General features: G+C 43.1%; 22 protein-coding genes. 13 read left to right on the top strand and 9 right to left on the bottom strand.

Annotated features, from left to right (window positions below):
- Positions 1 to 6: 6 nt before the first annotated feature.
- On the bottom strand, positions 7 to 5,727 hold the full coding sequence (locus tag ACOI22_RS14040) for an MG2 domain-containing protein (protein ID WP_420672746.1): 5,721 nt from the start codon (positions 5,725 to 5,727) through the stop codon (positions 7 to 9).
- Positions 5,728 to 5,866: 139 nt separating this feature from the next.
- On the opposite strand from ACOI22_RS14040, the gene trxC reads away from it, so the two are divergent.
- Complete coding sequence (gene trxC / locus ACOI22_RS14035) at positions 5,867 to 6,298, top strand: thioredoxin TrxC (RefSeq protein WP_420672745.1); 432 nt, start codon at positions 5,867 to 5,869, stop codon at positions 6,296 to 6,298.
- Between the two features lie 12 nt (positions 6,299 to 6,310).
- Here trxC and ACOI22_RS14030 read toward each other — a convergent pair whose 3' ends face one another.
- From ACOI22_RS14030 to ACOI22_RS14010, 5 genes are all read right to left on the bottom strand, one after another.
- Complete coding sequence (locus ACOI22_RS14030; protein WP_420672744.1) at positions 6,311 to 6,724, bottom strand: hypothetical protein; 414 nt, start codon at positions 6,722 to 6,724, stop codon at positions 6,311 to 6,313.
- A 137-nt stretch (positions 6,725 to 6,861) separates the two neighbouring features.
- A complete protein-coding gene (locus tag ACOI22_RS14025) occupies positions 6,862 to 8,079 on the bottom strand; it encodes an OmpA family protein (RefSeq protein ID WP_420672743.1) in 1,218 nt (405 codons plus the stop codon).
- A 255-nt stretch (positions 8,080 to 8,334) separates the two neighbouring features.
- Positions 8,335 to 8,589: a hypothetical protein gene (locus ACOI22_RS14020; RefSeq protein WP_420672742.1), complete on the bottom strand. Its 255-nt coding sequence runs from the start codon at positions 8,587 to 8,589 to the stop codon at positions 8,335 to 8,337.
- A gap of 84 nt (positions 8,590 to 8,673) precedes the next feature.
- Entirely contained in the window at positions 8,674 to 10,683 is a 2,010-nt protein-coding gene (locus tag ACOI22_RS14015) for a trypsin-like serine protease (RefSeq protein WP_420672741.1), read from the bottom strand.
- Between the two features lie 114 nt (positions 10,684 to 10,797).
- Positions 10,798 to 11,685 (bottom strand): DMT family transporter, encoded by an 888-nt coding sequence (locus tag ACOI22_RS14010; protein WP_420672740.1) that lies wholly within the window; start codon positions 11,683 to 11,685, stop codon positions 10,798 to 10,800.
- A 184-nt stretch (positions 11,686 to 11,869) separates the two neighbouring features.
- Here ACOI22_RS14010 and ACOI22_RS14005 point away from each other — a divergent pair, with 184 nt between their 5' ends.
- A complete protein-coding gene (locus tag ACOI22_RS14005) occupies positions 11,870 to 12,454 on the top strand; it encodes a TetR/AcrR family transcriptional regulator (protein ID WP_420672739.1) in 585 nt (194 codons plus the stop codon).
- On the opposite strand, the gene ACOI22_RS14000 is transcribed toward ACOI22_RS14005, so the two are convergent.
- Both ACOI22_RS14000 and ACOI22_RS13995 read right to left on the bottom strand, forming a co-directional pair.
- The gene (locus ACOI22_RS14000; protein WP_420672738.1) at positions 12,451 to 13,674 is read right to left on the bottom strand and encodes a hypothetical protein; all 1,224 of its coding nucleotides are present in this window, start codon (positions 13,672 to 13,674) and stop codon (positions 12,451 to 12,453) included. The genes ACOI22_RS14005 and ACOI22_RS14000 overlap by 4 nt on opposite strands.
- Positions 13,674 to 14,240, bottom strand: a complete 567-nt coding sequence (locus ACOI22_RS13995) for a methylamine utilization protein (RefSeq protein WP_420672737.1) — start codon at positions 14,238 to 14,240, stop codon at positions 13,674 to 13,676. The genes ACOI22_RS14000 and ACOI22_RS13995 overlap by 1 nt, the downstream gene beginning before the upstream one ends.
- A 217-nt stretch (positions 14,241 to 14,457) precedes the next feature.
- On the opposite strand from ACOI22_RS13995, the gene ACOI22_RS13990 reads away from it, so the two are divergent.
- Positions 14,458 to 15,738 (top strand): serine hydrolase domain-containing protein, encoded by a 1,281-nt coding sequence (locus ACOI22_RS13990; protein ID WP_420672736.1) that lies wholly within the window; start codon positions 14,458 to 14,460, stop codon positions 15,736 to 15,738.
- A gap of 7 nt (positions 15,739 to 15,745) precedes the next feature.
- Positions 15,746 to 16,213, top strand: a complete 468-nt coding sequence (gene ybaK, locus ACOI22_RS13985; protein WP_420672735.1) for a Cys-tRNA(Pro) deacylase — start codon at positions 15,746 to 15,748, stop codon at positions 16,211 to 16,213.
- Here the strand turns inward: ybaK and ACOI22_RS13980 are convergent.
- Positions 16,210 to 17,457: a multifunctional CCA addition/repair protein gene (locus ACOI22_RS13980; protein WP_420672734.1), complete on the bottom strand. Its 1,248-nt coding sequence runs from the start codon at positions 17,455 to 17,457 to the stop codon at positions 16,210 to 16,212. The two genes, ybaK and ACOI22_RS13980, sit on opposite strands and share 4 nt — an antisense overlap.
- 145 nt (positions 17,458 to 17,602) lie before the next feature.
- Here ACOI22_RS13980 and ACOI22_RS13975 point away from each other — a divergent pair, with 145 nt between their 5' ends.
- From ACOI22_RS13975 to ACOI22_RS13935, 9 genes are all read left to right on the top strand, one after another.
- On the top strand, positions 17,603 to 18,139 hold the full coding sequence (locus ACOI22_RS13975; protein ID WP_420672733.1) for a hypothetical protein: 537 nt from the start codon (positions 17,603 to 17,605) through the stop codon (positions 18,137 to 18,139).
- A 51-nt stretch (positions 18,140 to 18,190) separates the two neighbouring features.
- Positions 18,191 to 19,477 (top strand): hypothetical protein, encoded by a 1,287-nt coding sequence (locus ACOI22_RS13970; protein WP_420672732.1) that lies wholly within the window; start codon positions 18,191 to 18,193, stop codon positions 19,475 to 19,477.
- A 59-nt stretch (positions 19,478 to 19,536) separates the two neighbouring features.
- Positions 19,537 to 20,976 carry a hypothetical protein gene (locus ACOI22_RS13965; RefSeq protein WP_420672731.1) on the top strand — a complete coding sequence of 480 codons (1,440 nt, stop codon included), beginning with the start codon at positions 19,537 to 19,539 and terminating at the stop codon, positions 20,974 to 20,976.
- Between the two features lie 26 nt (positions 20,977 to 21,002).
- Positions 21,003 to 23,015 carry a PEGA domain-containing protein gene (locus ACOI22_RS13960; protein WP_420672730.1) on the top strand — a complete coding sequence of 671 codons (2,013 nt, stop codon included), beginning with the start codon at positions 21,003 to 21,005 and terminating at the stop codon, positions 23,013 to 23,015.
- Positions 23,016 to 23,034: 19 nt separating this feature from the next.
- Complete coding sequence (locus ACOI22_RS13955; RefSeq protein WP_420672729.1) at positions 23,035 to 23,175, top strand: hypothetical protein; 141 nt, start codon at positions 23,035 to 23,037, stop codon at positions 23,173 to 23,175.
- Positions 23,175 to 23,954, top strand: a complete 780-nt coding sequence (locus tag ACOI22_RS13950) for a MotA/TolQ/ExbB proton channel family protein (RefSeq protein ID WP_420672728.1) — start codon at positions 23,175 to 23,177, stop codon at positions 23,952 to 23,954. Before ACOI22_RS13955 ends, ACOI22_RS13950 begins: the two co-directional genes overlap by 1 nt.
- 62 nt (positions 23,955 to 24,016) lie before the next feature.
- A complete protein-coding gene (locus ACOI22_RS13945; protein ID WP_420672727.1) occupies positions 24,017 to 25,090 on the top strand; it encodes a vWA domain-containing protein in 1,074 nt (357 codons plus the stop codon).
- Positions 25,087 to 26,046 carry a hypothetical protein gene (locus ACOI22_RS13940; protein WP_420672726.1) on the top strand — a complete coding sequence of 320 codons (960 nt, stop codon included), beginning with the start codon at positions 25,087 to 25,089 and terminating at the stop codon, positions 26,044 to 26,046. Before ACOI22_RS13945 ends, ACOI22_RS13940 begins: the two co-directional genes overlap by 4 nt.
- An 87-nt stretch (positions 26,047 to 26,133) precedes the next feature.
- Positions 26,134 to 26,361, top strand: coding sequence for a FeoA family protein (locus ACOI22_RS13935; RefSeq protein ID WP_420672725.1), 228 nt, complete (start codon positions 26,134 to 26,136; stop codon positions 26,359 to 26,361).
- The last annotated feature ends 10 nt before the right edge of the window (positions 26,362 to 26,371 follow it).

Genomic DNA, 26,371 nt, shown 5'->3' with positions numbered 1-26,371 from the left:
CCCCGCTTATTCAGCGAGGCTCACTTTAGCTGCCGCTGTGCTTGCGAATATATCTTCTCTGTATACGGCTTTTAGCTCAGCAGGGGCTATAGAATATTCTCCACTGTGGCGCACTCTTGCGTAGTACATCAATTCGTAGGAACCAGCCGGTAAATATTGTAGATACCAGCTTGCTTGCCCTTGGCTAATGCTCAAGCGATTATAAGAGAACCAATTACGCGAATAAGATGCTTGGTAATGCATATTTTTAAAGCTTGGTTGTAAGGCTTCAAAACCGCCTGCAATATTGTCGCTAACACTTACGTGGTGGCGAGCTACAGGAGAGTGAATGATGAGGCGAGTACGCACTAAATCACCCACTTGCAAATTTGCCTTGCTCTGCTCAAGCCATTGCTTATCTTTTAATACTTCAATGTGCCTTTTTATTTGCGCGCCCGAGGCACTAGGCTCGGCGCTTGATAATGGTTGGGTAAACTTACCGTGTAGCCAAAAGCTGTGGTTGTTTGCACTCGTAATATTAACGCTATGTTTGCTTGAATTGGGTGTAACGCCAGTGTTTTGGAGTAAAGTGAATTCTATAGGGTTTAGCGCAACACTGACCTTATTTTTATGCAGTACATAGCTGCAAATCCCATTAGCAAAAGTGCTTCCAAAATGGCCGTTGGCATGTTGCTTGGTTACCACCTCTTTTATAGTGTTGGCGTAGTCAGCCGCAAACTCAGGTGAATCTTTAAAGGCCAATGCCGCAAAGCACTGGTAACTGGTTTGGTTAAATACACTTGAAAATGTGTCAATGTATTGTTGCTTGTAAAGGCCTCTAATAATTGCGTTGTATTGTTCTTGTTCAGCGCCTAGTAACTTCATACTCAGGGCTTGTAAAAGTTTAGCGTGATTTTGTTGCTTATCTAAAGCCCCCATTTTCTGTATGAATTCAAGGGCTTGTTCTAAGCTAATCGCTTGGTTGCTAGCTAAAGCCAGTAAGGCCATACTTTGCGCCAAGGTGTTGTTAGACTGAGTCTCTTGCTCTAACAATTTTGTTAGTGATGCTAGTAGCTTATCTATATTCACCTTCAGTGGAAGGCTGCTATTTTCTAGCCATGAATAAGCAAGCGCGGTGTATGCGCTTAAAAAGTCACTATTTTGCGTTTGCGGATAGTAACGAAAACTACCATTATAACTAGTATACAGGGCATGATTGCCTAATAGATTGGCAAGTTTTTTATGCCCTTGCGGCCATTGCTCTTGTGCCTTGGGGGAGTACGCGTAAGTAATTGCGCTTGAGAGTATCTGCTCCCAATTTCTCTCTTTTAGGGTTTGGTTATATTCGTTAATAAGCTGCCAGTTCGGTGCATTTGTGCCGCTTGGGCTGTGCGTAAACACAATATCATTTGTGTTTATATTCGCCTCAAGCATTATTGTGGCTTGGTTTGATTGGGGCTCTACAAACCATGTTTTTTGGGTTTCATATGCGCCGCTTAGCACCCGCAGTTCGCTGTAAGCCGCAAAGTTAGAATCTGCTTTGCTGCTAAGCAATAAGGAGTACTTGCCTGTTGCAAGCGCTGGCAGGGTATAAGTTTTACGTTGGTAGCTATCCTTTTGACTTTGCTTAGGTAATTTTACCTGCCATTGCTCCACCACTTCTGTTTGTTTAACGCTATGTGAATCAGTGCCATTTGTATTTTCGCCCATTGGTTTAATTGCTAGCGTGAGCAAATCTTCAACAGCACGAGGGCTATTGTTAATTTGTGTAATGGCAATACTGGGTTTGTCAGTGCTAAGTATATCAGTAGGTGCATCAAGCAAATATTCCACCGCTTTAGAGGTAGTAATATCAAGCTGTGAAACCGACTGCTGCTGGGCCGTTGTGTTTATTGCTATTACCTTCCACCGGCCTATTAATTGCGGTAAATCTGCAGTGAGTTTTATGCGCTTATCAGCCTCTAAATTTAAGGTGCCCAGCCAAACTGATTGCGCAAAATCCCTTCTGGAAAACTGACTGCTACCTTGTTTTCCATAAGATGCTTTAGGGGACCCTACACGCATGCGTGTTCCTGAAACATCCGCACTTAACGCAAAGCCTCCTTGTTCGGCTTCATTCATCGAAAATGGCGTGTTTGTAATTAACGAGGTGTTTAATGATTCCCAGTACGACCAAGTTTGCGCTTGTACTAAATACTTAAAGTAATCATTGAAGTCATAATTGTCTACGGTTGTATTACTAAGGGCTAATATGCCATCGTTCACTAGCCATAGCTGGCTTTGCATAGGGGTATTAGCTGTTAAATCTAGGGTCACTTTACCGCCTGCTTCAAGCGCTTGCGTGTTTGTTTTTAGCAGAAGCTCGGGTTTAATGGCCTTGGGCAAAACGTTTATATCAATATCGGCTTTTAAAAACCGATAATCATTTTTATTTTTAGGGTAAGGGAGCGTTAAATCTTGCCGCTGCTGTGCATTAGTTAATGCATTGGCACTATTATTAATACGGCTTCTACTGGGCGCAAGCGTAACGTTTAGCTGTGCAAAAGGGAACCAATTGGCGTCAATCCTTAAGGCGATGCTTTGTTTACCTTCGGCTAGTTTTTGTTGCCACACTTTTTGTATTGTGCCTGAATGAATTACGAAGGTGGCTAAACCCGCTGCATTGGTGTCTACTTCAAGGTGTATTAAGTCATCTACTTTTGCTTTAATGCTGTTATGGGATGAATTTGCTTCGCCTGCCTTACTTATGTACCGCAGATCTAAATAGGGTTCTTTGGGTGCATCACTACTGTTGCCAGGTAAAGGGTTCCCAGGGTTGGGGTAATGTTTGCGAATAGATTGATACTGTTGCTCACCACTCACAATTTCAATTTTGAGCGTGTTTTTGCTTTTAGGTATTTGGCAGCTACTAGGCAGAGTAACTACTTCGCATTCACTGAGCACTTGCCATTGTTCAAACTCACTAAATTCATCTTGTTGATAAAATGTCACGTGGCTTAAAAGGTTTGTAAGGGTTTGCCCTTTGCTATCAACTGCAAGTAGTTGCAATTCGGTCTTATCTTTACTGATTTTAGTGCCAATATAATGATCACGCGAAAGATACATAAGTGATTGGTTCGCAACTTGTGTTTCACCGTCATCTGCACTCACTTCACTACTAAATTCTATTTTCCCTATTGGCATAGTAGAACTGATTTTGCTGCTTTTTAAAGAAAGTGAGCCATCACTAACCTTATTAACTTGCTCAATTGGCTGCGCTTTTTTATTCTGTGCTCGATACTCATCCCATGAACTAAATTGGTAGTTTTCAGGCCAGTGTTGCGGCACCTTATTTGAATATTTAACTTGGTATCGTGTGGTTATTTTAGCGTTGTGAAGGGCTTGCCCGTTTAGCCTGTTGGCGTTTATTTGCGCTTTAAATGTTTCACCGAAGTACACCGTATCTTGCTCATTACCATTACTACTTGATTGGCTAGAAAGCTTAAGGGTTTGCTCAAATTCTGGCGGCGTAAATTCAAGTACCTGTATTGTGCCTATATCAACAAGACTATTGCTGTTTTCACCGCTTTGCTTGCTATTTGCTTTTAGGTTTATAGTGTACCAGCCAGGTCGCGCATTACTCGGCAATACAAACTCGCCGTGCGCTAAGCCGTTAGATGAAACCTCGGTTAAGGGGAGCTGCACAAGGGTTTCGCTGCTATTTGGCGCGCTAATAGCAAGTGAGTACTGGGCTAAATTCTCAATAGGCTTTAATGCCAGCGGGGCTAGCTTGTTGGGGGGAAGTTGATCAGAGGCTAAGCCATCAAGCGTACTTACAATAGAATCAGTGTTGAAACTGCGCTGCTTGGCGAGTACGCCTATGTGCACCGTATCACCGGCTTCATAAATAGGCTGTGCGGTGTAGGCATGGGCAATGATTTGTTTCTGGGGCAACACGTGTTGCTCTGGCAAAGCTATAGCAGCAGAGCCAATAGAATGCTCAGCCCAAATCCAGCAGTTGTTTGAAGCAAGCGATGCATTTATTTTCGCCCATTGGGTATAATCTAGTAGCAGTAGTCCGCCTTCATTGGTAGTGCCTAATTCAATCAATGTGTTTTGCTTTTTGCATACAAGTTGAACATGGGCATTGCTGAGCATATTGGCTTGCCAATCAATAGCCTGAATAAGTAAACTATTATTATTCACTACCGCTAAGTTAAAAGCGGCCGAATTGAAAAGCCTTGCATCTTCACGCTCATCCACTTCACGTATGTTACCGTGATCTTCGCTAGTATTACGGTAAAAAGGAGGTGCGTTGCTCATACTGCGCCCTTTAAGGCTGGCAAGCACTAAGCCTGACTCATCATCTAATACATTTCGAATATCTAAATATTGCACGCCTTGTTTAGTGCGGGTTTGGTCAGTGGGCGCAAGTGGGCTAGTTACACCCTCTTGACTATTGCCATTTAAATATTCGAGCAAAGCTTGCGGCGAAGCAATAGTCTTAAAAGTTTGCGTTAATTGGGGCGTATTTCTTCGAAAAATATAGGGAAGCGATGCCTTTTGCGTTTCAATTACCGACAACTTTGAGTTTTCAAATCGCCAATAATCTGTGGCTTCATGGGTACTAAAGGTGAAAGGTTCATGGCTTGATAACTTGCCCCCGCCCTTGCTAATAAGGTCGGCTAAAAGCAGTTTGTACTCACTGCTACCTTGCAATTCAAGAGGGTAGTAATACACATTATTGCTGCGATGGGGCGAGTGAGCGGTAAAGCTAGGCCCTTGTAACCATGTTTTTAAGGGGGGATGCTCGCTTGTTTCTAGTAAGGGGCGTGAAAAAGCCAAGCTTATATGCTCTGGCGGGCAATCTAATTTACCTTGCGCATTGGTTTGTACTAAGTTAATTGCTTTATCTTTAGGGCCGCTATTGGCGGCACATTGCACACCATAAAAAACGAATGCATTTTGATAGTTAAACCACAGTAGGCTTTCGTCCTTCTCTAAGCTTCTATATTTATGTGAAGCAGTAATTTGTGCTTCTTGCGTTTCGTATTCAGCAGGCGTAAAGCCTTCAGGCAATACTATTTCATAATGTCCCGGTTTCGCGTATTGGGCAAAGCTTTCAATATTTAAGCGCCAACGTAACTGCCTTACATCATTAGTATCAATGTGCAGTTTGGGTGTATGTAGTTCCCCGTGAGGCCCTTTTAGCCTTATTGCTTTAAGCATGCTTAAGTAAAGCGCTTTATGTTGAGTGTCATTACTATTGGCATTAAAATATTGCGAAGCGCTAAATTCAATGGGAAAGTCTTTGTTGTGGGCGCTAATGTTTAAAGGAATGTTAGGTAGTGTAGTTAAAATGGTTCGTTGCGGCTGTGAATCAAGCTCATTACTGAGCGTTTTACCTAAAGCTGAAAAGCTGGCACTTATGCCTATGTTGTATTCACTTAGTGGCGCTAAGTCATGGCTTAATTCACATGCAAGTATATTTAGTTTTACGAAGCGCCATCTACATTGCTCTTTAAGTGATGGCGTAATATTCACAGCATCAATTTGTGCCGGTGATGGCACACCACCTAAATAGGTAACAGGCTGGTTAAACTGAAAAGTAATTTGCTTAATGCTGTTAGGATTGTTGTTATCAACACCAATGTGCTCAAGGCGCAGTGCATGAGTATTACTCGTTGTGCAGCTACTTAGCGTCGCAATAAGTAGGGTGGCAACCAACAATCTGAATTTGACTACCCGCAATGATGTAAACTGTTTCACCTGCCTTCCACTCCTTTGTAATTGTCACTTTCTTGCTACGTTAAAAGCTTAACATTTTTTAATGTGGCTAAGCGCATTGAAATTATTGATTAAGTGTTACAATTATTGCAAATACAAGAATTTAATAGTGAGACAGCACATGCACATAGTATGTTCACAATGCGGCGCAATTAACCGTATTCCAAACGATAAAAACCATACCCATGGCCAATGCGGAAAATGCTCAAATCCGGTTTATAGTGCCATGCCTATTTCGCTGGGTGATACTAATTTTTTTCGTTATATTGAAAAGAATGACTTGCCCGTTATAGTTGATTTTTGGGCGCAGTGGTGTGGCCCGTGCAAAACAATGGCGCCTGTGTTTAGCTCAGTTGCTGCCCAATCGCCTGACTTACTCTTTGCGAAGGTGAATACCGAGGCTGCACAAAATGTAGCGGGGCAAGCGGGAATTCGTTCTATTCCCACCTTAATTTTCTTTCACAAAGGCCAAGAAATTGATCGAGTATCGGGTGCGCTTCGTGAATCTCAGCTTAAACAGTGGATAATGCAGTGCATTACCAAGCTAAAATAAACGCACTATAAGCTAACTTTTTGCTTTATTGTAAACGGGGCGGGGTGATACTTCGTTTGTCACTATCAGTTTTCGGCCATGGGTGGGTACAAAAATGGGCACCTCAATATCTACTATGCGGGTCATGCCTTTGCACCAATCAGGCTTTAATCGTGAAATGCTGACTAACATTTCATTTTCGCCTTTGTTTTTTGTTTGTAGAGCAAAGTGCTCAGCACTGGTACATCCGTTACTTGTAGTGGTAAACCATATACTTGATTTGCGGACTTCATAGTCATAAATGATGGCGTCTTTCGCAGATGTTTCAGTGTTTAAGTCCATAGCGGTATCTTCCTTAGTAGATAAAGAATTGCTACAAGCCGAGAGCACTAGGGCCGCAGCGGCTGCAAGCAGGCTAATGCTCATGTTTTTAAAAATGGGTCGCATAAAAAGAGTTCTACTTTTGTTGGCTTACGTTATCTTGAACACTATTGACTCCAAATTCTATCATTAGTTTAGCTAAGCATTAACATTCGAGCATAAAAAAAGAGCATTGCTGCTCTTTTTTCAGTAAGTCCAATAAATTAGGCTTTAACTTTAATACTCGTTGAAACGCGCGCCGTAATTCTACGGTTCTTTCTATGCGCTTGTTCGGTATCGGCTTTATCAAGCAATTGAGTTTCACCATAACCTTTGGTGCGAATTCGTGTTGCTTCAATACCGTACTCATTTACTAGTAAAGCCTTTGCTGCATCTGCACGCTTGGTAGAAAGCTGCATGTTGTAGTCAGCATCACCGCGAGCTGAAGCATGGCCTTCAATTAGCACATCAGTGTTTGGAAAGCGTGTTAAGAACGCAGCAAACTCTTCAATGTTGTCAGCGTCGATGTCTCGTACTTCGGCGCTTTCGCTAGCAAAATTAATACGCAGTGACTGCGATACTTCTTTTTCAACTAATACGCTACAACCTACGGCATCTACTTTGTCACCTTTAGGTGTATTGGTGCATTCGTCTACGTCATTTAATATGCCGTCATTATCGCTATCAAGAATAATGGCACAACCGGTAGCGTCTACTCTAGTCCCTGCCGGGGTAGATGGGCATTTATCTAGACTATTCGCAATGCCGTCGTTATCACTATCTAGCACTATTTCACAACCCATTTCATCAACGCTAGCGCCTAGTGGCGTATTTGCACAGCGGTCCATTGCGTCAGATACGCCGTCGTTGTCTTGGTCAGCCATTTGTTTTGAGGCACTGCTAGTGCCAAAAGAATAGGCCACACCTAGTTTAACTAACATATCACGGTGCGATTCGCCAAAGTCATGTAAACCGGCAACCTCGGTCACAATTTTCCAGTCATCATTTACTGACCAGTGCTTACCAATACCTACAGTACCTAAGCGGCGAGAATCATAGAAGTCTTGATAGCGAGCACCCGCAAACACATAGGTACTTGATTCATTAATAAAGTACATGGCATCAATACCAATAGATTCACCGGCTAAGTTACCGCTGGTACCTAAACCTTGGTCCATTTCAATTTTGGCTAGCTCGACTCTAGCGGCCCAATCTTTGGTAAATTTGTAGCCGTACTCAAACCCATAACCGTCACCTTCTTCAAACAAGCGTTCGTTAGGGAACTTCTGTTCGTCAGCTCTATAATAATGGCCGAATACGCCAATCCATTGTGAGCCAGCTTCGCTGTTCTCAGCGGCGCTAGTGTTGTTAGTTTCCTGTGCATGCAAGGCTGAATGAACAGAAACAGCCAAAATACTACCTAGAAGAAGTGGCTTTATCATAAGAGGGTTTTCCTTTTTAAAATTGTAATTAAGCTTTTTCGCTAATCACACTTAGCAACTCGCGTGCCGTGGCCTGGCCTACAACTAAGTTGTTGAAACTAAAAGGGATGGAGGGTTTGGTAATGCAGTGGGTTTATAATTATAGATAAGTTCTTACACGCTAGTCGGAAAAAATTACACGTTAATCAATAACTTATCTGTATAAAAAACAAGCAGGCGGGGCTTGGTTAACCCAAATGTAGCCGCGTGAGTAACTCAACTGCGCCGAATACGAGTAACTTTCATGTATTCAAAAGGAATGCCTGCTATTTCTTCACTGCTAGCATAGTAACTTAAATTGACTCTAGCGCCTTTGAGTGATTGATACAGTTTTTTACGCTTGTATTTAAATGCTACGTCATAGCCTTCAAGCATCAGTGTGTTTAGCCACCAATCACCGTCTTCGCGCTGCGTATGAGAAGCTACTTTCATGTTTTCGCTGTGAATAATTGCTTGTTGTTTATTTGGCATGACTCTTATTAAAATAATTAACTAAGAAAGCGCCAAGGTAAGGCAACAATTAGCGTGTTTGCATTACCTTGGTTAAGGGTTTAATTATATAGTGTTAGTAATTAGCGGTTTTCTTGCCGCAAGTACAAGCGCTAAAAACAGTACGCTTAAAAATCCTAAGCTTCCACCACCACCGCCGCTAGCACTACCTGTATTTGGCGTAGTAGTCACAGAAGTTGGACTTTGCGTCAGCGTAACACTCACCGTAGCTTGGGTTTCACCGCCAAATCCATCGCTCACAGTCACGCGTAATGAAAAACTACTACCACTTGCATAGCTTGGTGCCGTTACGCTCGTTGACGATGCGTTCGGCGATGCAATAGTGACCGAAGCGTTATTAAGTACTTCCCACTGAAAACTAAGAGTGTCACCATTTGCATCACTTGAGGCAGAGGCATCTACGGTAAAGGTACTTTGTTCTTCTGCGCTAATGCTAGCATCAGCTAATACTACAACAGGTGCAGCGTTATCAGCGTTTAAGCTAATCGCATCAAGGTAAGCGGCATCATCCCCTTCACTGAGTGACTCGTCTTTTTCAAACATAAATACAATACGGTTGGTTTCTTCACTCAAGGGCAAGCGCCCCCTTGTGAACTCTGATTCAGTACTGCCCGATTCAGCTAACACAAGCTCTCCGTTGAGCATAATGGTGAAGAAATCGTAATCGGCCTCAGATGACACTAAATAATCAAAGTCGATACTTCTAACCGCAGGGTCAGAAATTGTTGCTAACAAGCTTGAGGTTTGAAGATTGACAATATTGCCACTTGTAACACTAGTAGCGCCATCAGAAAAGGTGGTATTTTCTACTTGCCATGGGCTATCGCCACCGCTATACCATGTGATTTTTTGATCATCGCTACCGGTATGTTCAGCCATGTCGATATTAGCCAGGGGAAGTGCGGTAAAACTGGCTTTAACTATTATAGGGGTGCTTACTGCGTTATCGCTTTGGGCTTGTAAGGTAAAGCGGCTTTCGCCAATACCAGATGATGTAGCGTTAACTGTAATAGCACAGCTTTCATTTTGCGCCAGTACTGCGCCTGCACACAAATCATTTACAATGGCTAAGTTTGTTACATTAGTTGCATTAAGTAATTGCGGATTTTCTACAGCAAATGATTGTGCCGCACCATTGCTAATGGTGACTGATAGTGTGTCATCAAAGCCGCTCTCTACAAAGCCTATATTGCGCGTTTGTTTATATGATACGCCGGCCTCGCGTTGATCTATCCAATCATTAAACACTGCAACGCGGCTATTTATTCCAGGGTAATTAGCTTCAGCGCAGCCATTCCCAAAACTGACTATTCCTGCTTGGTACCAAACACCGTTATATTCGTAAATAACGGGCCCGCCGCTATCACCTTGGCAGGTGTCTTGCCCACCCTGTTCAAAGCCAGCACACATCATAAACTCAGTTATGGTCGTTTGGCCATTTTCTGAATAAGCTTCTTCACAGGCTGCTCGGTTGTACAAAGGGATTTGGGTATCCATAAGTTCGCTAGGGTAGTCGCCCATTTGCGTACTTGTATCGGTGTTACCCCAACCCATAATGGTAAGCAAATCACCTTCTTGTAAGGTTGCTTCAATTTCAGGTGTCATCATTAATATGGGGGTGGCGTTTGTGACTTCACTTTCAAGCTCTAAAATAGCGATATCTTTATTATATGAATCAGCATCGTACTCTTCGTGCATGTATATTTCATTTACGGCCACTCGTGTGCCTTCTGAGGCAATTCTTATGTCGTGCCCGCCAATCCAAACATTAATTTCTTCTGGCAGTGTGTCTCGAACGCAGTGTGCGGCGGTGAGCACGTAGCGGCCTCCAATAAATGACGCGCCACAAAATGGCGTTACGCTAGGGTTTGAAGCGGGGATAATGGCGGTCATGAAAGGATAAGCGTTTTTGTCAGCGGTTTGGCCACCAATTATTTTAGGGCTGCTGCGCTCCTCAGTAATTGGTTTGCTTGCTGAAAAACTATTATGGCTGGTAAAAATGCTAATTAAGCTAAGCACAGTTATGCCGCAAAAATTAATTGATGTTCGATTCATATGAAATACTCTTAATATAGGTCCATTAAAAAGGTGGCTCTTTAGGCGGGAAGTCCCATTCCCTATTGAGGAGAGCATACTTTAGTAACAATTGAGTGCCCGTGCAAGTATTTACTATGGCTTCGGCTTCATGGCTGAGCTTGCTATTTTGTTTGTCCACAATGCGCCAAGCATAGCCAAAATAAAGCCCGGTATTGCAAGCATTTTGGGGGTTTCACCGTTAACTCCCCACGCAATAAGCGCACCCACCGCAGGTACCATAAACATAATAGATGCTACTTTTGCAATAGAGCCAGTTCTTACCATAGAAAACATCAATAAAATGCCAATAATTGAATTGCCTAGCACTAGAAATCCCAATGCTCCCCAAAACGCCCAAGTGCAATTAAGTACAAATCCTTCAAAATAAAGTGCAAAAGGAATAGATACAAGTGAAGCAAAGGCATATTGCACCCATGTTGCTACAATTGGATGAACGCCCAACTTGCGCTGTTTTTCTATAACCTGGCCAATAGATAAGCCTAGTACAGCACAAAACCCTAAAATGGCACCCAATAAATAGCCTTGGTTACCTTGCATATCAACACCAATTATTAAGGCGGCGCCTAATAAACCTAAAGATAAACTGGCCCATACATTCCAGGCGGGAATTCTACGAGCCAACAGCGCGCTGGCAATAATTACCAGCACGGGTTGAGAGGCTGCAAATAAGGCCATAATACTTGCACTTGCCCCTAGCTTCATACCTACATAGACACTCCCAAAGTGGCCAATATGAAGAAACAGCCCAGTCCCCATTAAAGAATACGACTGCTTAAAGCTAGGAATTGGCAAACGTAAAAACAGTATAAAAGGGCTTAATACCAAGCAGGCACCAACAAAGCGAAAAGCAAGTAAGTTGAGAGGAGTAGTGTAGTTTAATGCAAGTTTAGCCATGGCATAGCCTGCGCTCCAAACAAGCAGAAAAAGAAGAGGGTAGTAGGGTTTCAATTTTGTTAGCACAGGTTTGTCGCGTAAATAGTGACGAGGGCGAAGACTAGCACGTAGGCATACTAGCGTGTATTTATTTAAACTAAAGTCGTAGATTGCTTGCTTGAATTTTGAGTCGTTGCATAAAATTTGCACTTTATCACATTCGATCTTATATTAAATGAGCGTAGGCATTTAACCCACAACGAGGTAATTTATGGCACGAGTACGCGAGTTTAATGAACAAATGGCATTAGACAAAGCTATAGAGATATTTTGGCGAAAGGGATATGCCAATACATCAATGCGTGAAATGGTTAAACATACCGGCGTTGCTCATGCGGGTTTATACACGGCCTTTGGCGGAAAAGATGATTTATTTCAGGCCGCACTCGAAAAGTACGAAAAGCGCATTTTCATGTATTTATTTTCTGGGCTAGAATCAGAACGCGCGTCTTTACGTGAAATTAAAAAGTTTTTTGATTTTGTGAAGTCATCTACCAGTGATAAATACTTTCGTAATGGCTGTTTCATAGCTAATTCAGCCACTGAATACGGTAAATCTGAAGGGCCAATATTTGATGTATTAAGCCGTACCTTCGAGCGCCAAATTCAAGCCTTTACGCATGCCTTAAGTAATGCCAAAAACCTCAATCAAGTATCAGCGAATATTAATGTTGAAACCACCGCTGCATCTTTGGTGGTGCTGTTTTATGGTAGCTCTACCCTGATCAGAATGAAGGCACCGCAAAGTGCTATTGATGCCGCTATTGATTCTAATTTAGCTGCCTTGCAGGCTTAAAAAGTATAAGCGCTAACGAATAATAATTGGGATTGGCGCAAGTACACTGGCGCATTTAGCAAAGCACGGTTACTTACTGTGCTTTTATGTTGGTGCCACTCTATTCCCCACTCAATGTGCTTTGAAAACTGCCATTGCCAATTTAGGGTAAGCCCACTGCCATTGCTGTTGTTTGGGTCTTCGGGCAGGGAGTCATTTTCGTATACTTTGTAGTTATCATAACGGGCGGTGAAGCGATGCTTACCTGCAGTATGTGAAATGGCGGCATACCACGCTAGGTAATCGGCTTGAACCTGATTATCGCCCATTAATGTATCGCCATCCATATATTGCGCCATAAAGCGCCATGCTGATGACAATTGATGCTGTAGCGCAAGGCTATGAAATTTTGTGCGCCAGGCATACAAACGCTGCTTATTCACAGCCAAAGGGTTGGCTCTGTTGTCGTAAAAGTAGTAACGCAAATTGGTTTGGCGCAAATAACTAATATGCATCCCAGCGTATACGCCTATTTTCCCATCAATTTCTGAAAAAGGGGCAACCCAAGTAGGGCTGTCAAAGGTGGTGCTATTGATGACTGAGGGGATGTTCGCAAACTGCACTCTACTGTGATGCAAAGACTGCCTATTGTGCATAGCGAAACCTCGCCAAGTCAGTAAACTGCCCAAAGGATCATTGCCTTTGTAAGCGGCTAAATTAACACGCCAACTCCAAGGACTTCTTTGCTTGCGGCCATTTAATGACCAACTCGCTTCAGCGCCTAACACTCGCAGTTCTTCGCCAATCCAACTATTAATGGCTGATTGTGTGTAAGAGTAGGGTGACAACCATCCATTTGCGGTATTTTCAATTGACATACTTGGGTAGAAAAAGCCTAGGCGAGCACTAAATTTTATCGTATTGGGAACAATAGGTTTGTAGCGAGCAAATGCTTGGGTCAATCCAAGGTGTTTTTCACCATCAGTGTAGGCATTGAGCACCGCAGTAAAGCGCCAGTCTTTATTAAAGGCCACCTTCGCTTTTACAAAACTTTGCTGTAAATTTAAAGAATTATGCTCGGTTCGGCTCAAGCCAATTCCTTTGCTTTGCCATGAATCAGCATGGGTAGCGGCTACTGCGTTTGCTTCTATTCTGCCTTCAAAAGTAACGTTTTGTGCATAGGCCATTTGCGCGGCTAAGCTAGCAACAAAAGCAATAGTCGAGAGCGTTAGTTTATGCATTATTCGTAATCGCCAACCCCGTGAATATCATCAAAGTCAGCGTAGCTTGGCAGTAGTGGCTCACTTAAGGTAATGTGCAAAGTAGGCTGGGTATTTGCAGCTTTTATGAAATAGGTTTTCTTGATGTCATTTTCACTTAAGCGCGGATGCCAAACATTTACCTCAATTGGCCCACTAGGTAGGCTCTTGAATATGGCTTCCCCAGAGGCATTTGTTTTAGTGTACAAGGGTGATTCAGCAACGTAAATATACCCAAGCATCCAATCATGAATATTGCATCCTAATTCAACTATTCCCGGCGCATCAAAATTGATTTTGCGCGATACTTCCTTTTGATAAATCGCAATTTCGAAGGTGCGTGCTTTTGAAAATGAATATACGTGATGCTGGACCGTATCGGTATCGGGAAAGTGCACAACTTCCCCTTTATGAATGGCTAAAATATGCGGAATAAATTGTTGGTCAACTTGCTGCATAGTATTTTCACGCAAAGCTGTAGATGCCTCAAAGTTAGGGTCACTAAATTTGAGCTCCACCACAATGTTACTTAGCTTGTTGTTGTTCATGTCATTAACTTGCACGCTTAATTGTGCAAAGCTTATAGACGAAAAAGTTAAAAGTAGTAGTAAGTAACAATATTTTTGCATAGGTTTATATTCAGAACATGGCAGTTTCTATATATCGGCAAACATTATGATTTCGCTATCGTCTCTTTTTAAGGACTTGCGCTGTAAAAATAAGTCGATAAACTAAATTAACAATTTATTAATAAGTAAGAGCTAAATGATTTCTAATTTTAAGTACGGTTTTTCAGTATTGTTACTTAGCGCAGTATTTTCGTGCAGCGCTGTGCCGCCCCCGCAAACACCAAAAGCAAACATTACCCAAGGTTTCTCTGAGCAACGGCTACAGAACATTGATGACGTAATGCTTAAATACATTGAAGCCGACAAGCTAGTGGGCACGGTGAGCTTAGTGGCGCGAAATGGCGAAATTGTACATTTTAACGCACATGGGCTAAGAAACCGTGAAAGTGGCGAAAAGATGACTACCGACACCATTTTTCGCATATATTCTATGACCAAACCGGTTACTGCTGTAGCAGCCTTAAGTTTATGGGAGCAAGGCAAGTTTCATATGAATGATCCCATTTCTAAATACTTACCTGAGCTTAAAAACTTAAAAGTGTACGTGAGTGGAAGCGGTGACAATATGGTGCTTGAAGATGCGCAGTCACCTGTTCGAATCATTGATTTATTTATGCATACGGCGGGTTTCTCTTACGGGTTTTCTAATAGTGAAGTAGACAAACTTTATCGCGCTTCACCTGTTGGAAATGGCACTGCAACGCCTGATACTGTTTTAAGTGAGTTGGCTAAGTTACCCTTGAATCATCAACCTGGTACTCAATGGAACTATGGCGTAAATACCGACGTTATTGGCTTTTTAGTTGAAAAACTAAGTGGTAAAAAGCTAGGTGACTACATGCAAGAAACCATATTTGAGCCACTTGGAATGGTGGATACCGGTTTTTATGTAAAGCCGGAAAACCATGCACGCTTTGCGCAAATATATGGTGCAGGTGATAAAGGCCAAACCGTTGCATTAGATAGCGAACCATTAGGAGACTATTTAACTGACCCTGCTATACATAATGCCGGTGGCGGCCTTACATCTACAGCTAAAGATTACCTAGCCTTTGCGCAAATGTTGCTAAACGGCGGTGAATACAAAGGCAAGCGTATTTTAGGGCGCAAAACTGTACAGTACATGCGTTCAAATCATTTAAGTAAAGACCTTTTGCCCTTTTCAAAAGATGCACAAGGTGAAGGCTATGGTTTAGCGGTATCGGTTACCGTTGATGAAAACCAACTACGTTTTATGGGATCAACGGGTGATTATGGTTGGAGCGGCGCTGCTTCTACTTACTTTAGAATTGATCCTAAAGAGAACATGGTGATTTTGTCGATGACGCAATTTTTACCAATTGGGTTTCATGCGTATCACGATGATTTTAGAAATGTGGTGTACCAAGCCTTAGTAGACGAAAACGTGGAGCATTAAGCCAACCATGACACCCGCCGTTGACGCTGCCAATAAGTTAAAAGTGCCATTTACTTTGCACCAATATGAGCACGACCCTAGCGCAGAGTCATATGGCGGTGAGGCGGCTGAAAAATTACAAGTTGATAGCAGCCGTGTATACAAAACCTTGGTGGTAAGCTCGCCTGATCACGCAATGGCAGTAGCGGTTCTGCCTGTTAACGAAAAGCTTTCAATGAAAGCCATAGCGTCGGCGCTTGGTTGGAAGAAAGCTGCCATGGCCGATAAACAGGCGGTAATGCGTTCAACCGGTTATGTGTTAGGCGGCGTAAGCCCATTGGGGCAAAAAAAACGCCTACCTAGCGTTTTACATAACGATATTACCGACCACACCAGCGTGTATATTAGTGCGGGTAAGCGTTGTTTGGAAATGGAGATAGCGGGCGCAAATTTACAACAAGCTCTACAGGCGAAACTTAGCGATATTTGCGCTTAAGCTTTACTGGCGTAAGCGTCTTTTAAAGCGGCAATTGCTTGTATTTGCGCAATTCGAACGGCCTCGCCTATGTCGGGGCCCGTTTTACCTTTTTCAATAGCCTCTTTTACAATCACTTTTGTATCAAACGCAATAAGCCCATCAAGCAAGTACTTACCAAAGGCTAAAGACTTATACTCCAGGTTTTCTTTAGTTGGGCCGCGCCCTTGTGAGTCACATTCACAAGCATGTAAAAACTGTAAAAAGCGGGCAGGTTGTTTAACGGCGTTAAAGCCGCCGATTACCACTTTATACAAAGTTTTGGGTGTTAATTCAGCCATTTTGTGCGTATGTAAATGATAGTAGCTGGTAAGCTCAGCTAGTTCCTTTAGCTTGTTTGGTACACGCAGTCGCTGGCAAAATTTATCAATAATAGGGACCCCGGCCGCTTCATGGCCGTGTAGTTTACCTGTTTGTGCATACACTACAGGTTTCCCAAAATCATGGGTTAACGCGGCAAAGCGCGTAGGTAAATCATACTGTAAATCAGCGGCGCGTTTGAGTACTAACATGGTATGAATCCATACATCCCCTTCTGGGTGATGGGTGGCCGATTGCTTCACGTTGTGCATGCATTCAAGCTCAGGAAAAATACCCAAACCATCTAAAGCCTCAAAGTACAAATGAGGATGTGGTTCGTTAAGTGCTTTTTCGGTTTCTTTCCATACTCGTTCGGGGACTAAGGCTGACAGCTCTTGTTGCTCTTTCATTTGCCAAAATAAGGCTTTGGTTTCATCGTGAATTGTCCACTCGTTTCCATAACGCGCTAAAAATCGAGCCACGCGAAGCACCCTTACTGGGTCTTCCACAAATGCTGCGGTAGTGTGACGAAGTACCTTTTGCTCCAAATCATGTTGCCCGTTAAATGGGTCAATTATATTGCCATGTTCATCAAGGGCCATGGCGTTGATGCTTAGGTCGCGTCTTGCTAAGTCATCTTCTAAGCTTACATTTTCGCTGGCATCCACTTGAAAGCCTGTATAGCCTTTACCTACTTTGCGCTCGGTACGAGCTAAGGCGTATTCGTCTTTTGTTTCAGGGTGTAAAAAAACAGGAAAGTCTTTTCCAACCGGTTTAAACCCATTGGCCAGCATATCTTTAATGCTAGCGCCCACTACTACGTAGTCTTTATCATGAGAGCTCATGCCAAGTAGTTGGTCGCGCACGGCGCCGCCAACTAAGTAAACGTTTTTCAATTTTTGCATGGCATTCCTTATTTTTCGCTTATACGCATATAAAGATACATAAGCATTCTATTATCAACAATAGTGAGTTTACAGACAGCGCTGAGGCGTATGAACTTTTCCTAATTATGCTATTCTAAATATAATAATTAAAAGGGGCAGCTGTATGAAGTTTGTTGTTATTTCTTTTTTACTTACTACGTTAAGTTTGTTTGTGAGTTCATTTGACGCACGAGCTTTGTATCAAGAAGCGCCTAGCGTGCAAGATTGCTCGACAGTAGCACTTGATGACGTTGATCCTAATTCGTTAACGCGCGAAGAGCGCATTGCTATGCTTGAGGGTAGTTTACGCCAATCTATTGATGAGTATAGCACTTGTATCAATGAAGTATCAGCCGAAATGGCCGGTGGCGGAAATGGGGGTTACGAAGGTGGCGGTGCAGGAAGTAGCGCTGGCGACGGAGCTCAGGCGAGTACAGGTAATACAAGCGAATCGAGTGAAAGCGCCACAAGTAACAGCCAATCTAATAGCGAGCACGCAATACAAGTGAATTCAACGCCAGTAAACGCAGGTGTTATTCCACCAAAAGACAATGACAAAATAATTTGTAAGTTGTTATTTCAAGAGATTAATTCTACTCAAGATACTGCTATGCTAGAGGGCTTGAAAGAACAATATAGGAATTACAAGTGCGGCGCATAATAAAGCGATATCTGCACGTGTAACATTAGCCATTTATAGGGATGAAACAGCATGTTTAAACATATTTTCAAACGAGGGATTCGCTTAGTAAGTGTGTCAGCCATTGCGGCAAGTGTAGTGCTAACTGCTTGTTCCTCAAATACAAGAGTATCAGACCAACCTTTGCTCGTAGGGCCATCACCAGTGGAACAAACGCCTACAAAGCAAGGAAATGCTCCTGAATTAGTGAATGCCAAAGTTTTTTTAGACGTAGCGATTCCCACTTTTGACCCAGGGTTCCCCACCGATAGTTACGGAAACATTGACGGTGACGAACTAGAAGACGAGGGTATTTGGCCTGAACTTCGTAGAACCGAATCAAAGCTTTTTTCATCAGAGTTAAAAGCCGCTATGGATGATGAAAAGGTATTTGCAAGTGTAAGTGTGGTGCCTGACGCAAGCACGCCGTCTGATTTATTTGTGTTAGGTAAAATTAACCATTCTGATAGCGAAGTTGTGAATATTAGCATTACCGTAGTAGACAGTACTGGCGAAATTAGAGGTACAAAAGAGTTTGAACATACCGTGTCTAAAGGCTTTTTACGTGACCAGCGAAATAAAGATAAAAACCCTTACGAACCTGTGTTCCAGCAAGCAAGTAACTATGTTGTTAGCTTGCTTAGCAAAATGTCGTTAGCTGACAAAGAGTACATAAAGAGTATGTCTTTGATGCGCTATGCGCGTTATTACTCGCCAGAAAAGTATGAGCAATATATTTCTACTGAGCTTAAAAGAAAAAATGGCCAACGCTATTACAAGTTTGAGCTTACCGGTTTACCTGATGACGATGACCCAATGCTTAAGCGAATTGAAGATTTACGTGCGCAAGAGTTGCTGTTTGTAGACCGCCTGCAAGATAACTACGACGTGTTTGAAGCGAAAACTCAAGATGCTTATGGCAACTGGCAAGCTGAAACGCTACCGGAAGTTGTAGCCGCTCGTGAAGCGCAACAAGAGCGCAACGCAAAAGCTATTTTAGGTGTAGGGGCTGCCATTTTAGCCGCTGTATTGGCTAAAAATAGTAATTCGTCGTTGGGTGAGGCGGGTTCTGTTGTGGCAGGTATTGGTTCGGTGTTTGCTATTAGCGATGCATTTAAAAACAATGCGCGTATGAAGCAGCACAGCGCAGTGATTGAAGAGCAAGGTAAAGCCTTAGATTTAACCGTTAGCCCTATGGTAATTGAGTTTGAAGACCAAGTAATTGAGCTTAAAGGCACCGCGCAAGAGCAATATTTACAATGGAAAACACATTTGCGTAAAGTGTTTCAGGAAGAAGAAACGCCAAACGTACAACTTTAAACGCCCTTAGGGGCGGCTAGGCTAGTGTAAGAACACTTTGAAGTAACAAGGATATATTTGTGACAAGCCCGCAAGAAAACAAGCAAGCCGACGCGCAAATACAGGCTCATCGCCTACAACATCAACAAAAAATGAAAAAAATCTTTTTGGTTGTTGGTGCTGTGGTGTGCGTAATCTTGCTTGCCCTAGTCGTAGTGCCATTGCTTAATCAAGATACGGCAGAAAAAGATACAAACAGTACACAAGTAGCGCCCTTATCAACTTCTGAAATTGATGCTTTTCGCGAGAGCTTTAAAGAAACGTTAACTGACTACGAGCTGCGCTTGCAAGGGCAAGTAAGTGAAATGAAAGTGATTGGCTATGCGCCAGCCGAAACCGCAGAACTTGCCTTACTCAAACAAACTGTGCTGACTTCGTTTGCGCAAGGGGCCTTTAGCGATGCGAAAAGCAATTTAGAAACGCTTGTGCAAAAAACAGAAGCGCTGATTGAAGCGTGGGAACTTGCATTTTCGCAACAACTTATACGGGCGCAAGAACAGTTTGAGCAAGAAAACATGGCGCAAGCTCAGTTAAATTTAATCAAAGCCTTAGCGATTATGCCAAATAATATTGACGCCCTGGCACTGCAAAATAGAATCAATGCCTTTGGTGAAATAGAAATTTTACTGCAAGATTTAGACGTTGCCAAAATTGAACGTAACTTACCCAAGCAAATAGATTTACTGGGCGATATTATAAGTTTAGACCCTGAGCGAGAAGGTCTACAAGCAGACTTAATTAATGCTAAAGACCGCTTAGATAGCCAAGAATTGGCAAACGCCTTACAAAGCGCAGAGCAGGCAATTAACGCAAACAATTTGCCATTAGCTGAAAAGTATTTAGCAAAGGCGAGTAGCTTAGACGCAAGCAGCAAGGGTATTAAGGCACTTCAAACGCGTATCTCGAATATTCGAAGTGAACAGGGCCTGGCATATATTCAGCGAAGTATTGAAAATGCGGCAAGTAATGACAACTGGCAGCAAGTGAGCCAGTTAAGTAGCTCAGGATTAAGCCAATACCCTAACCATAAAAGTTTGCTAAGTACCCAGCAACAAGCTAGCGCCATTTTAAAAGCCAGTAAAACGCTTCAGTCATACATTAGCCGCCCAGAACGGCTAGCTGACACGAATATTCGCGAAAATGCTCAGCAAGCCATGCTAGATTCATTTTCTTTATCTATTCACTCCCCTAGTTTGCAAGGGCAAATAGCCGATTTAGGCGAGTTGCTTGATACTTACAGTAGCCCCGTGGAAGTGACCATTCAGTCAGATGAAAAAACGTATATTATTGTGGTGGGTATTGGGCATGTAGGGCAGCATGCTTCAAAAACGATTAGTTTAACCCCCGGAGATTATGTACTTGAAGGCAAGCGCGAAGGCTATAAGAGTAAGCGTTTAAGGTTTACTGTTGAGGCTAATACTCCATTAGCACTTAGTTTAGTGTGCGACCAAAAAATTTAAGCTAACCAATAGGAATGAAAGAGCCGATGGAACCAGCCATTGACCAACGAATAAAGCAGGCACAACGCCAAGGCCTTGGCGTGTATTTGTTAAGTGGAACCTTAACTTTAATTGTTTTGCTAGTATTTGCGCTGTGGCTTTTTTTCGTTAAAGCTTATTCGGTAGTAGTAGGTCCAACCGACGCCCAGCAAACAGCAACGCTTTCTTTAACGGAAGGTTTTGCGTGGGTGGGTGAGCGAAATATTTATACCTTAGGGGGTGATATTGGTGTCGCAATTAGCGCTAAGACCTTTCAAACTGCAAATGTGAGTATTAGCTCACAAAGCCCTTCAACAATAATGATTGAACTACTGCCTATGCCAGCTACGATAGAGGCGAGTGTGAGCGCCCCTGATCAAAAATACGCTGACGTAGCGGCTAACACGCAATGGTTTATTAATGGCAGCCTAGTATTTGTGGGTGCGCAATTAAGCCATCAAGTCCCTCCGGGTGAATACCAACTTGAGGTGCAGCATGCCTTCTACAAAGCGAGCCAGATAAATTTAAGTTTAGCTCGCGCGCAAGTCCAAACAGTGAAGGCCGAGCTAAGCGTAGTAGAAGGGCAAATTGCAATAGATTCTAAGCCCCAGGGTGCGTCGTTAAGTATTGATGGGCAGCCTATTGGCAAAACACCTCTTGTTTATTCAGGCACTGGCGGTGAATATGCCGTTCGCCTTGAACACCCAATGTATCAAACGCTAACTGAAACTATTGCGATTTCTGAGCGTTATTTGCGCCCAAGCCGAGCGTATCAGCTTGCGCCTAAACAGGGTGAGATCATTGTTTCGCTTAAGCCAAGTGGCGGCGTGTTACTAATTGACAATATTGAGTACCAAGCGGGCAAGCACAGCCTTGATTCCACCCAATCTCATACCATAAGGTACGAAAAGCCGGGTTTTAGCCAATTTGAACAAACGTTTAACCTAACTATTGGTGAACCCAAAACTTTTGATATAAGGCTTAATCCAGAATTTAGCCAAGTTAGTATTCGTTCGAATGTACCGGCCTCAGTACAAATAAATGGCAGCTCAATAGGGCAAGCGCCAGTAAGTAAAAAGTTACCGTCGGTAAAGCATTCTTTAAGCTTAAGTTACCCGGGGTATCGCAGTGTTAAAACAGAATTTACCGCCAAGCGCAATCAAGCCACTGAGCTAAACATTAACTTGCTAACTGAATTTGATGCCCGCCGCGCAGAAGGGCGCCCCCTTTATGCAAATCAAATTGGCATTAAGCTACTGCCCTTTACGCCATCTGCATTCACAATGGGTTCAGCTGCCAATGAACCGGGCAGAAGGCGCAATGAGCATGAGGTAGAAGTAGATTTTTCCCGTTCTATTTGGGTATCAGAGAAAGAAATTACGCAAGGGCAATTTGCCGCATTTACTAAAGAAAAAGTACAAAACGCTAATTTACCTATTACAGGTATTAGTTGGTTGCAAGCGGCTGAGTTCTGCAATTGGCTAAGCGAACAAGAAGGCTTGCCGGTGTTTTACCAATTTTCTAATGGGCGCTACCTAGGTGTGAATGAAAGCTCACGGGGATACAGGCTGCCAAGTGAAGCAGAATGGGAATGGTTGGCTAAAAAATCTAAACGCGCCAGTAGTACTATTTACGTATGGGGCAACCAAAGTAACATTCGTGACAATACCGAAAACCTTGCTGATAAATCAATGCAATCAAAACAGCTTATTTTCTTAAGTGATTACGAAGATAAACACGACAGTGTAGCCGAGGTGGGTGCTTATTCTGCCGATAGGAATGGCCTATATGATTTAGCTGGTAATGTGAGTGAATGGGTGCATGATAAATACACCAATAGCTTACCTGATACCAGCAAAACGCATACTAATTACTTAGGCGCAGCACGCGGTGACTCATGGGTAATTAAAGGTGCGAACTTTGAAACCGGCCGTATTCGCGATACACGTGCGGCGTATCGTGAATTTGGTAGCTCAGGGAAAGCTACTGTGGGCTTTAGAATTGCTCGCTATCATAATTAAGTGAGCTATTGGGACTAACATGAAACCAAACAAACACCTTAAAAAACTCGCAATTTTACTATTAATAGTGGCCTCAAGTGTTGCCGCCCTGAATATTGCTAAGCTAGGGGCTTCGCAAATAAGCCTTGATTCTCCTGCTACATTACCGAGTGATATATAATGAATAATACGCCTTCGCATCAATCAAGTATGAACCCCAAACCGCTTATTTCATTGCTGGTTTTTTTAGGCATAGTTGCCGCGGTGCATTTATTTTATGAAGGGCTTATTCGCCCCTACGCCGAAGCCGCGATTATTGCATACGGTAGCGGAGCCACTTCTAACATTTGGGTTATTTTTAAAGACTTTGAACAACAAGCCAGTGTGAGCATTGGAATATTCTGTGCCTTTCTAATTATTTATAAATATCAGCGCATTGTGTTTCAAGAAGAGCCTTTATTTACCATGGACTATTTGGCGGCTTATGACAAAAACGAAGCTTTGAATGTAGAGCAAGCCTTAAATGAACTAGAAAACAGCGCGTATTCGCAAAATAGTTCTATGTCGACTTGGATAGACTGCTTACGCCGCTATAAAAATACACGCAACGTTCAGCACGCATCGGCGGCAATTACCGATAGCGTTGAAACGCTTGCCGCACAGTTAGAATCTGGCAATAGCATGATCCGCTACTTCATTTGGGCAATTCCTAGTATTGGCTTTATTGGTACCGTAAGAGGTATAGGTTCAGCACTGGCGAAAGCCGAAGAAGCGGTGGCAGGGGATATTTCTGGTATGGTTGATAAGCTAGGTGTAGCGTTTAATTCAACCTTAGTGTCGCTTATTATTTCAATCATTTTAATGTATTTACTGCATGTGCTGAACAATCGCCAAGATGAAATGGTGATTAATACGCAAAAGAATTGTGAAAAGCATCTTCTTACGCAATTACATAAGTAAGCTGCGCATTATGTTTTGTGTTCCTATGCATGCTCAACAACCCGCACTAAGCAGGTTTGATTATGCGTATTAAGCGCCAAGAGAATGGCTTTAACCTTGCCTTTTTAGATGTAATGGCCTGTGGCTTAGGGGCGGTGCTGCTCATTCTTATTATTGTTAATTTTAATGATGATACGCCCATTCCTAGTACTGAAATTGAGCGTTTGAAACAAGAATTAGCAGCCACACAAAGCCAGTCGCAAAGCGTAACAAACAGCATTAGTGAGCAGCAACAACAAACGGAACAAGAAAGCGCACAAGCCCAAGCGCAAGCACAGCGCATTAATACGCTGAAAATACAGCAGCAAGCCTTGCAACAAGCCATTTCTGAGCAACAAGCCGTAATTGCTGACTTACAAGATGCCATCGCGGCAGCTGCCCCGCTTACTGCTAATGACCCTATTTCAACGCCCAATGTAAAAGAAGAAACCTATTTACTAGGGCTAGTGGTAGAAGGAAAAAACATAGGGATTTTAATTGACAGTAGCGCTTCAATGACCGACGAATCACTGCTTGCCATTATAAAGCGCAAATCAGTGGCAAACCCGGCCACCAAAAAGGCAGGGCCTAAGTGGCAGCGCACTCAGCGCATAGCCAAATGGATGATTGCACGGCTACCGGAAACGTCAAAAGTGGCCGTGGTGAGTTACAACAAGCAAGCCGAAACCCTAGGCTTACAGAGAACTAACTCGGTAAAAGTAAGTGCGAGTATAAAGGCTTTATTAAAAGACATTAGCGATATAGTGCCTGGAAATGGCACAAACTTACAAGCAGGCTTAGATGAAATGATACGTGCCATGCCTAATTTAACAGATTTGTACATTATTACCGATGGCTTACCCTCATTGTTAAGCCCATCAAGCGGTTTTGCATCATCTGGCAATTGTAAGCCCTTTGATGGCCAGCAAGCCACTATTACCGGTGCATGTAGGGTACAAGTGTTTAATCGCACCTTGAGCGTAAGTAAATTAGCTGGGGTAAGAACTAACGTTGTACTGCTCCCTCTTGAAGGTGATCCACAAGCTTCTGCGCTGTACTGGCAGTGGGCCAATTATACCGGTGGCACCATGATTAGCCCAGCAGGTACGTGGCCATGAAGAAAAGCCGCAGCCCAGTAGAAGTGTTTAGTTTGTCATTTTTGGACGTAATTTCGTGCGCCTTTGGTGCTGTAGTGATGCTCATACTGTTAGCAAAAAATGGTGAAGTAGGTGATTACAGCCAAGAGGCTAACGTAGCGGATATTAGTGAAACTATTCTAGCGCTATCGGAGGCACAAACTACGGTTGAGACCTTAGAAGCAGAGTTACGGGCACAAGCGGCTCGCCTACAAGGGGCGCAACATGATGGCGCAAGTAATAGCACTGAGGCCCAGCAATTAGAAGTTAAGGTGGCACGGGCCCAGCGTGATTTGCAGGAATTAACTGACCAAGCCTCCGGCCTAGAGGATACCTTGGCTCAGCGCCAGCAAGCCGCAATTAGTGTAGGTGATGCACCAAAGCGTGATACCGAAGTGGGTGGGATCCCCGTTGATAGTGATTACGTAATATTTATTGTGGATACCTCGGGCAGTATGAAAAGCATGTGGAATAAGGTTACTAGCAGCGTCAATGAAGTGCTCAATAACCATCCTGAGGTAAAAGGTTTTCAGGTAATGTCTGACAATGGCGATTACCTGTTTGCGGGCTCAGCAGGGAAGTGGCGCGCTGACAACACCGCCCAGCGAAATATGACGATACGAATTATGCAAAGCTGGCGCGGGAGTTCTAACAGCTCTCCTGTGGAAGGCATAGAAACGGCTTTGCGAACATATGGTCCTAGCACCAATTCTTTAGCATTGTACGTGTTCGGTGATGACTACTCGGGCGGCTCTTATGATGTAACATTGGCGAATATTAACCGCTTAAATACCAACACATCGGGCAAAAAAATAGCACGCATTCATGCCATAGGTTTTCGTAAAGCCAAGCGTAGTTTAGGCCGCGATAGTTTGCAATTTGCAACATTGATGACCGAAGTGGCACGCAGAAACAACGGCACATTTATCTCAAAATAACGCTTTTATTGCGTAAAGATTGATCTAGCGCTATTAATTTCAAATGAGAACGATTATTATTACATAAATTCACAAGATGAGACCGCAATGACGCTTTGGGAACTATCTAACAAACAACAAGCTCGGGTTGAAAAACTTCACCCTGACTTAGCAGAAGGCTTGCAAATACGCTTGTCTGAAATGGGCTTTGCTGCAGGCGAAGAACTCACTTGTATGAAGCGCAGCCCGTTTAGCGGCCCCATTGTAGTACAAGTGCAAGATTGCGTTTACTCCCTTGATAAGCAGCTTGCTCAAAACATATTCATCCACCCGTAATAAGAAGTTA

Origin of the sequence: Glaciecola sp. 2405UD65-10 (assembly GCF_048820975.1) — a bacterium.
Classification (GTDB): domain Bacteria; phylum Pseudomonadota; class Gammaproteobacteria; order Enterobacterales; family Alteromonadaceae; genus Glaciecola.
This window is presented reverse-complemented; position numbering and strand designations above follow the sequence as displayed.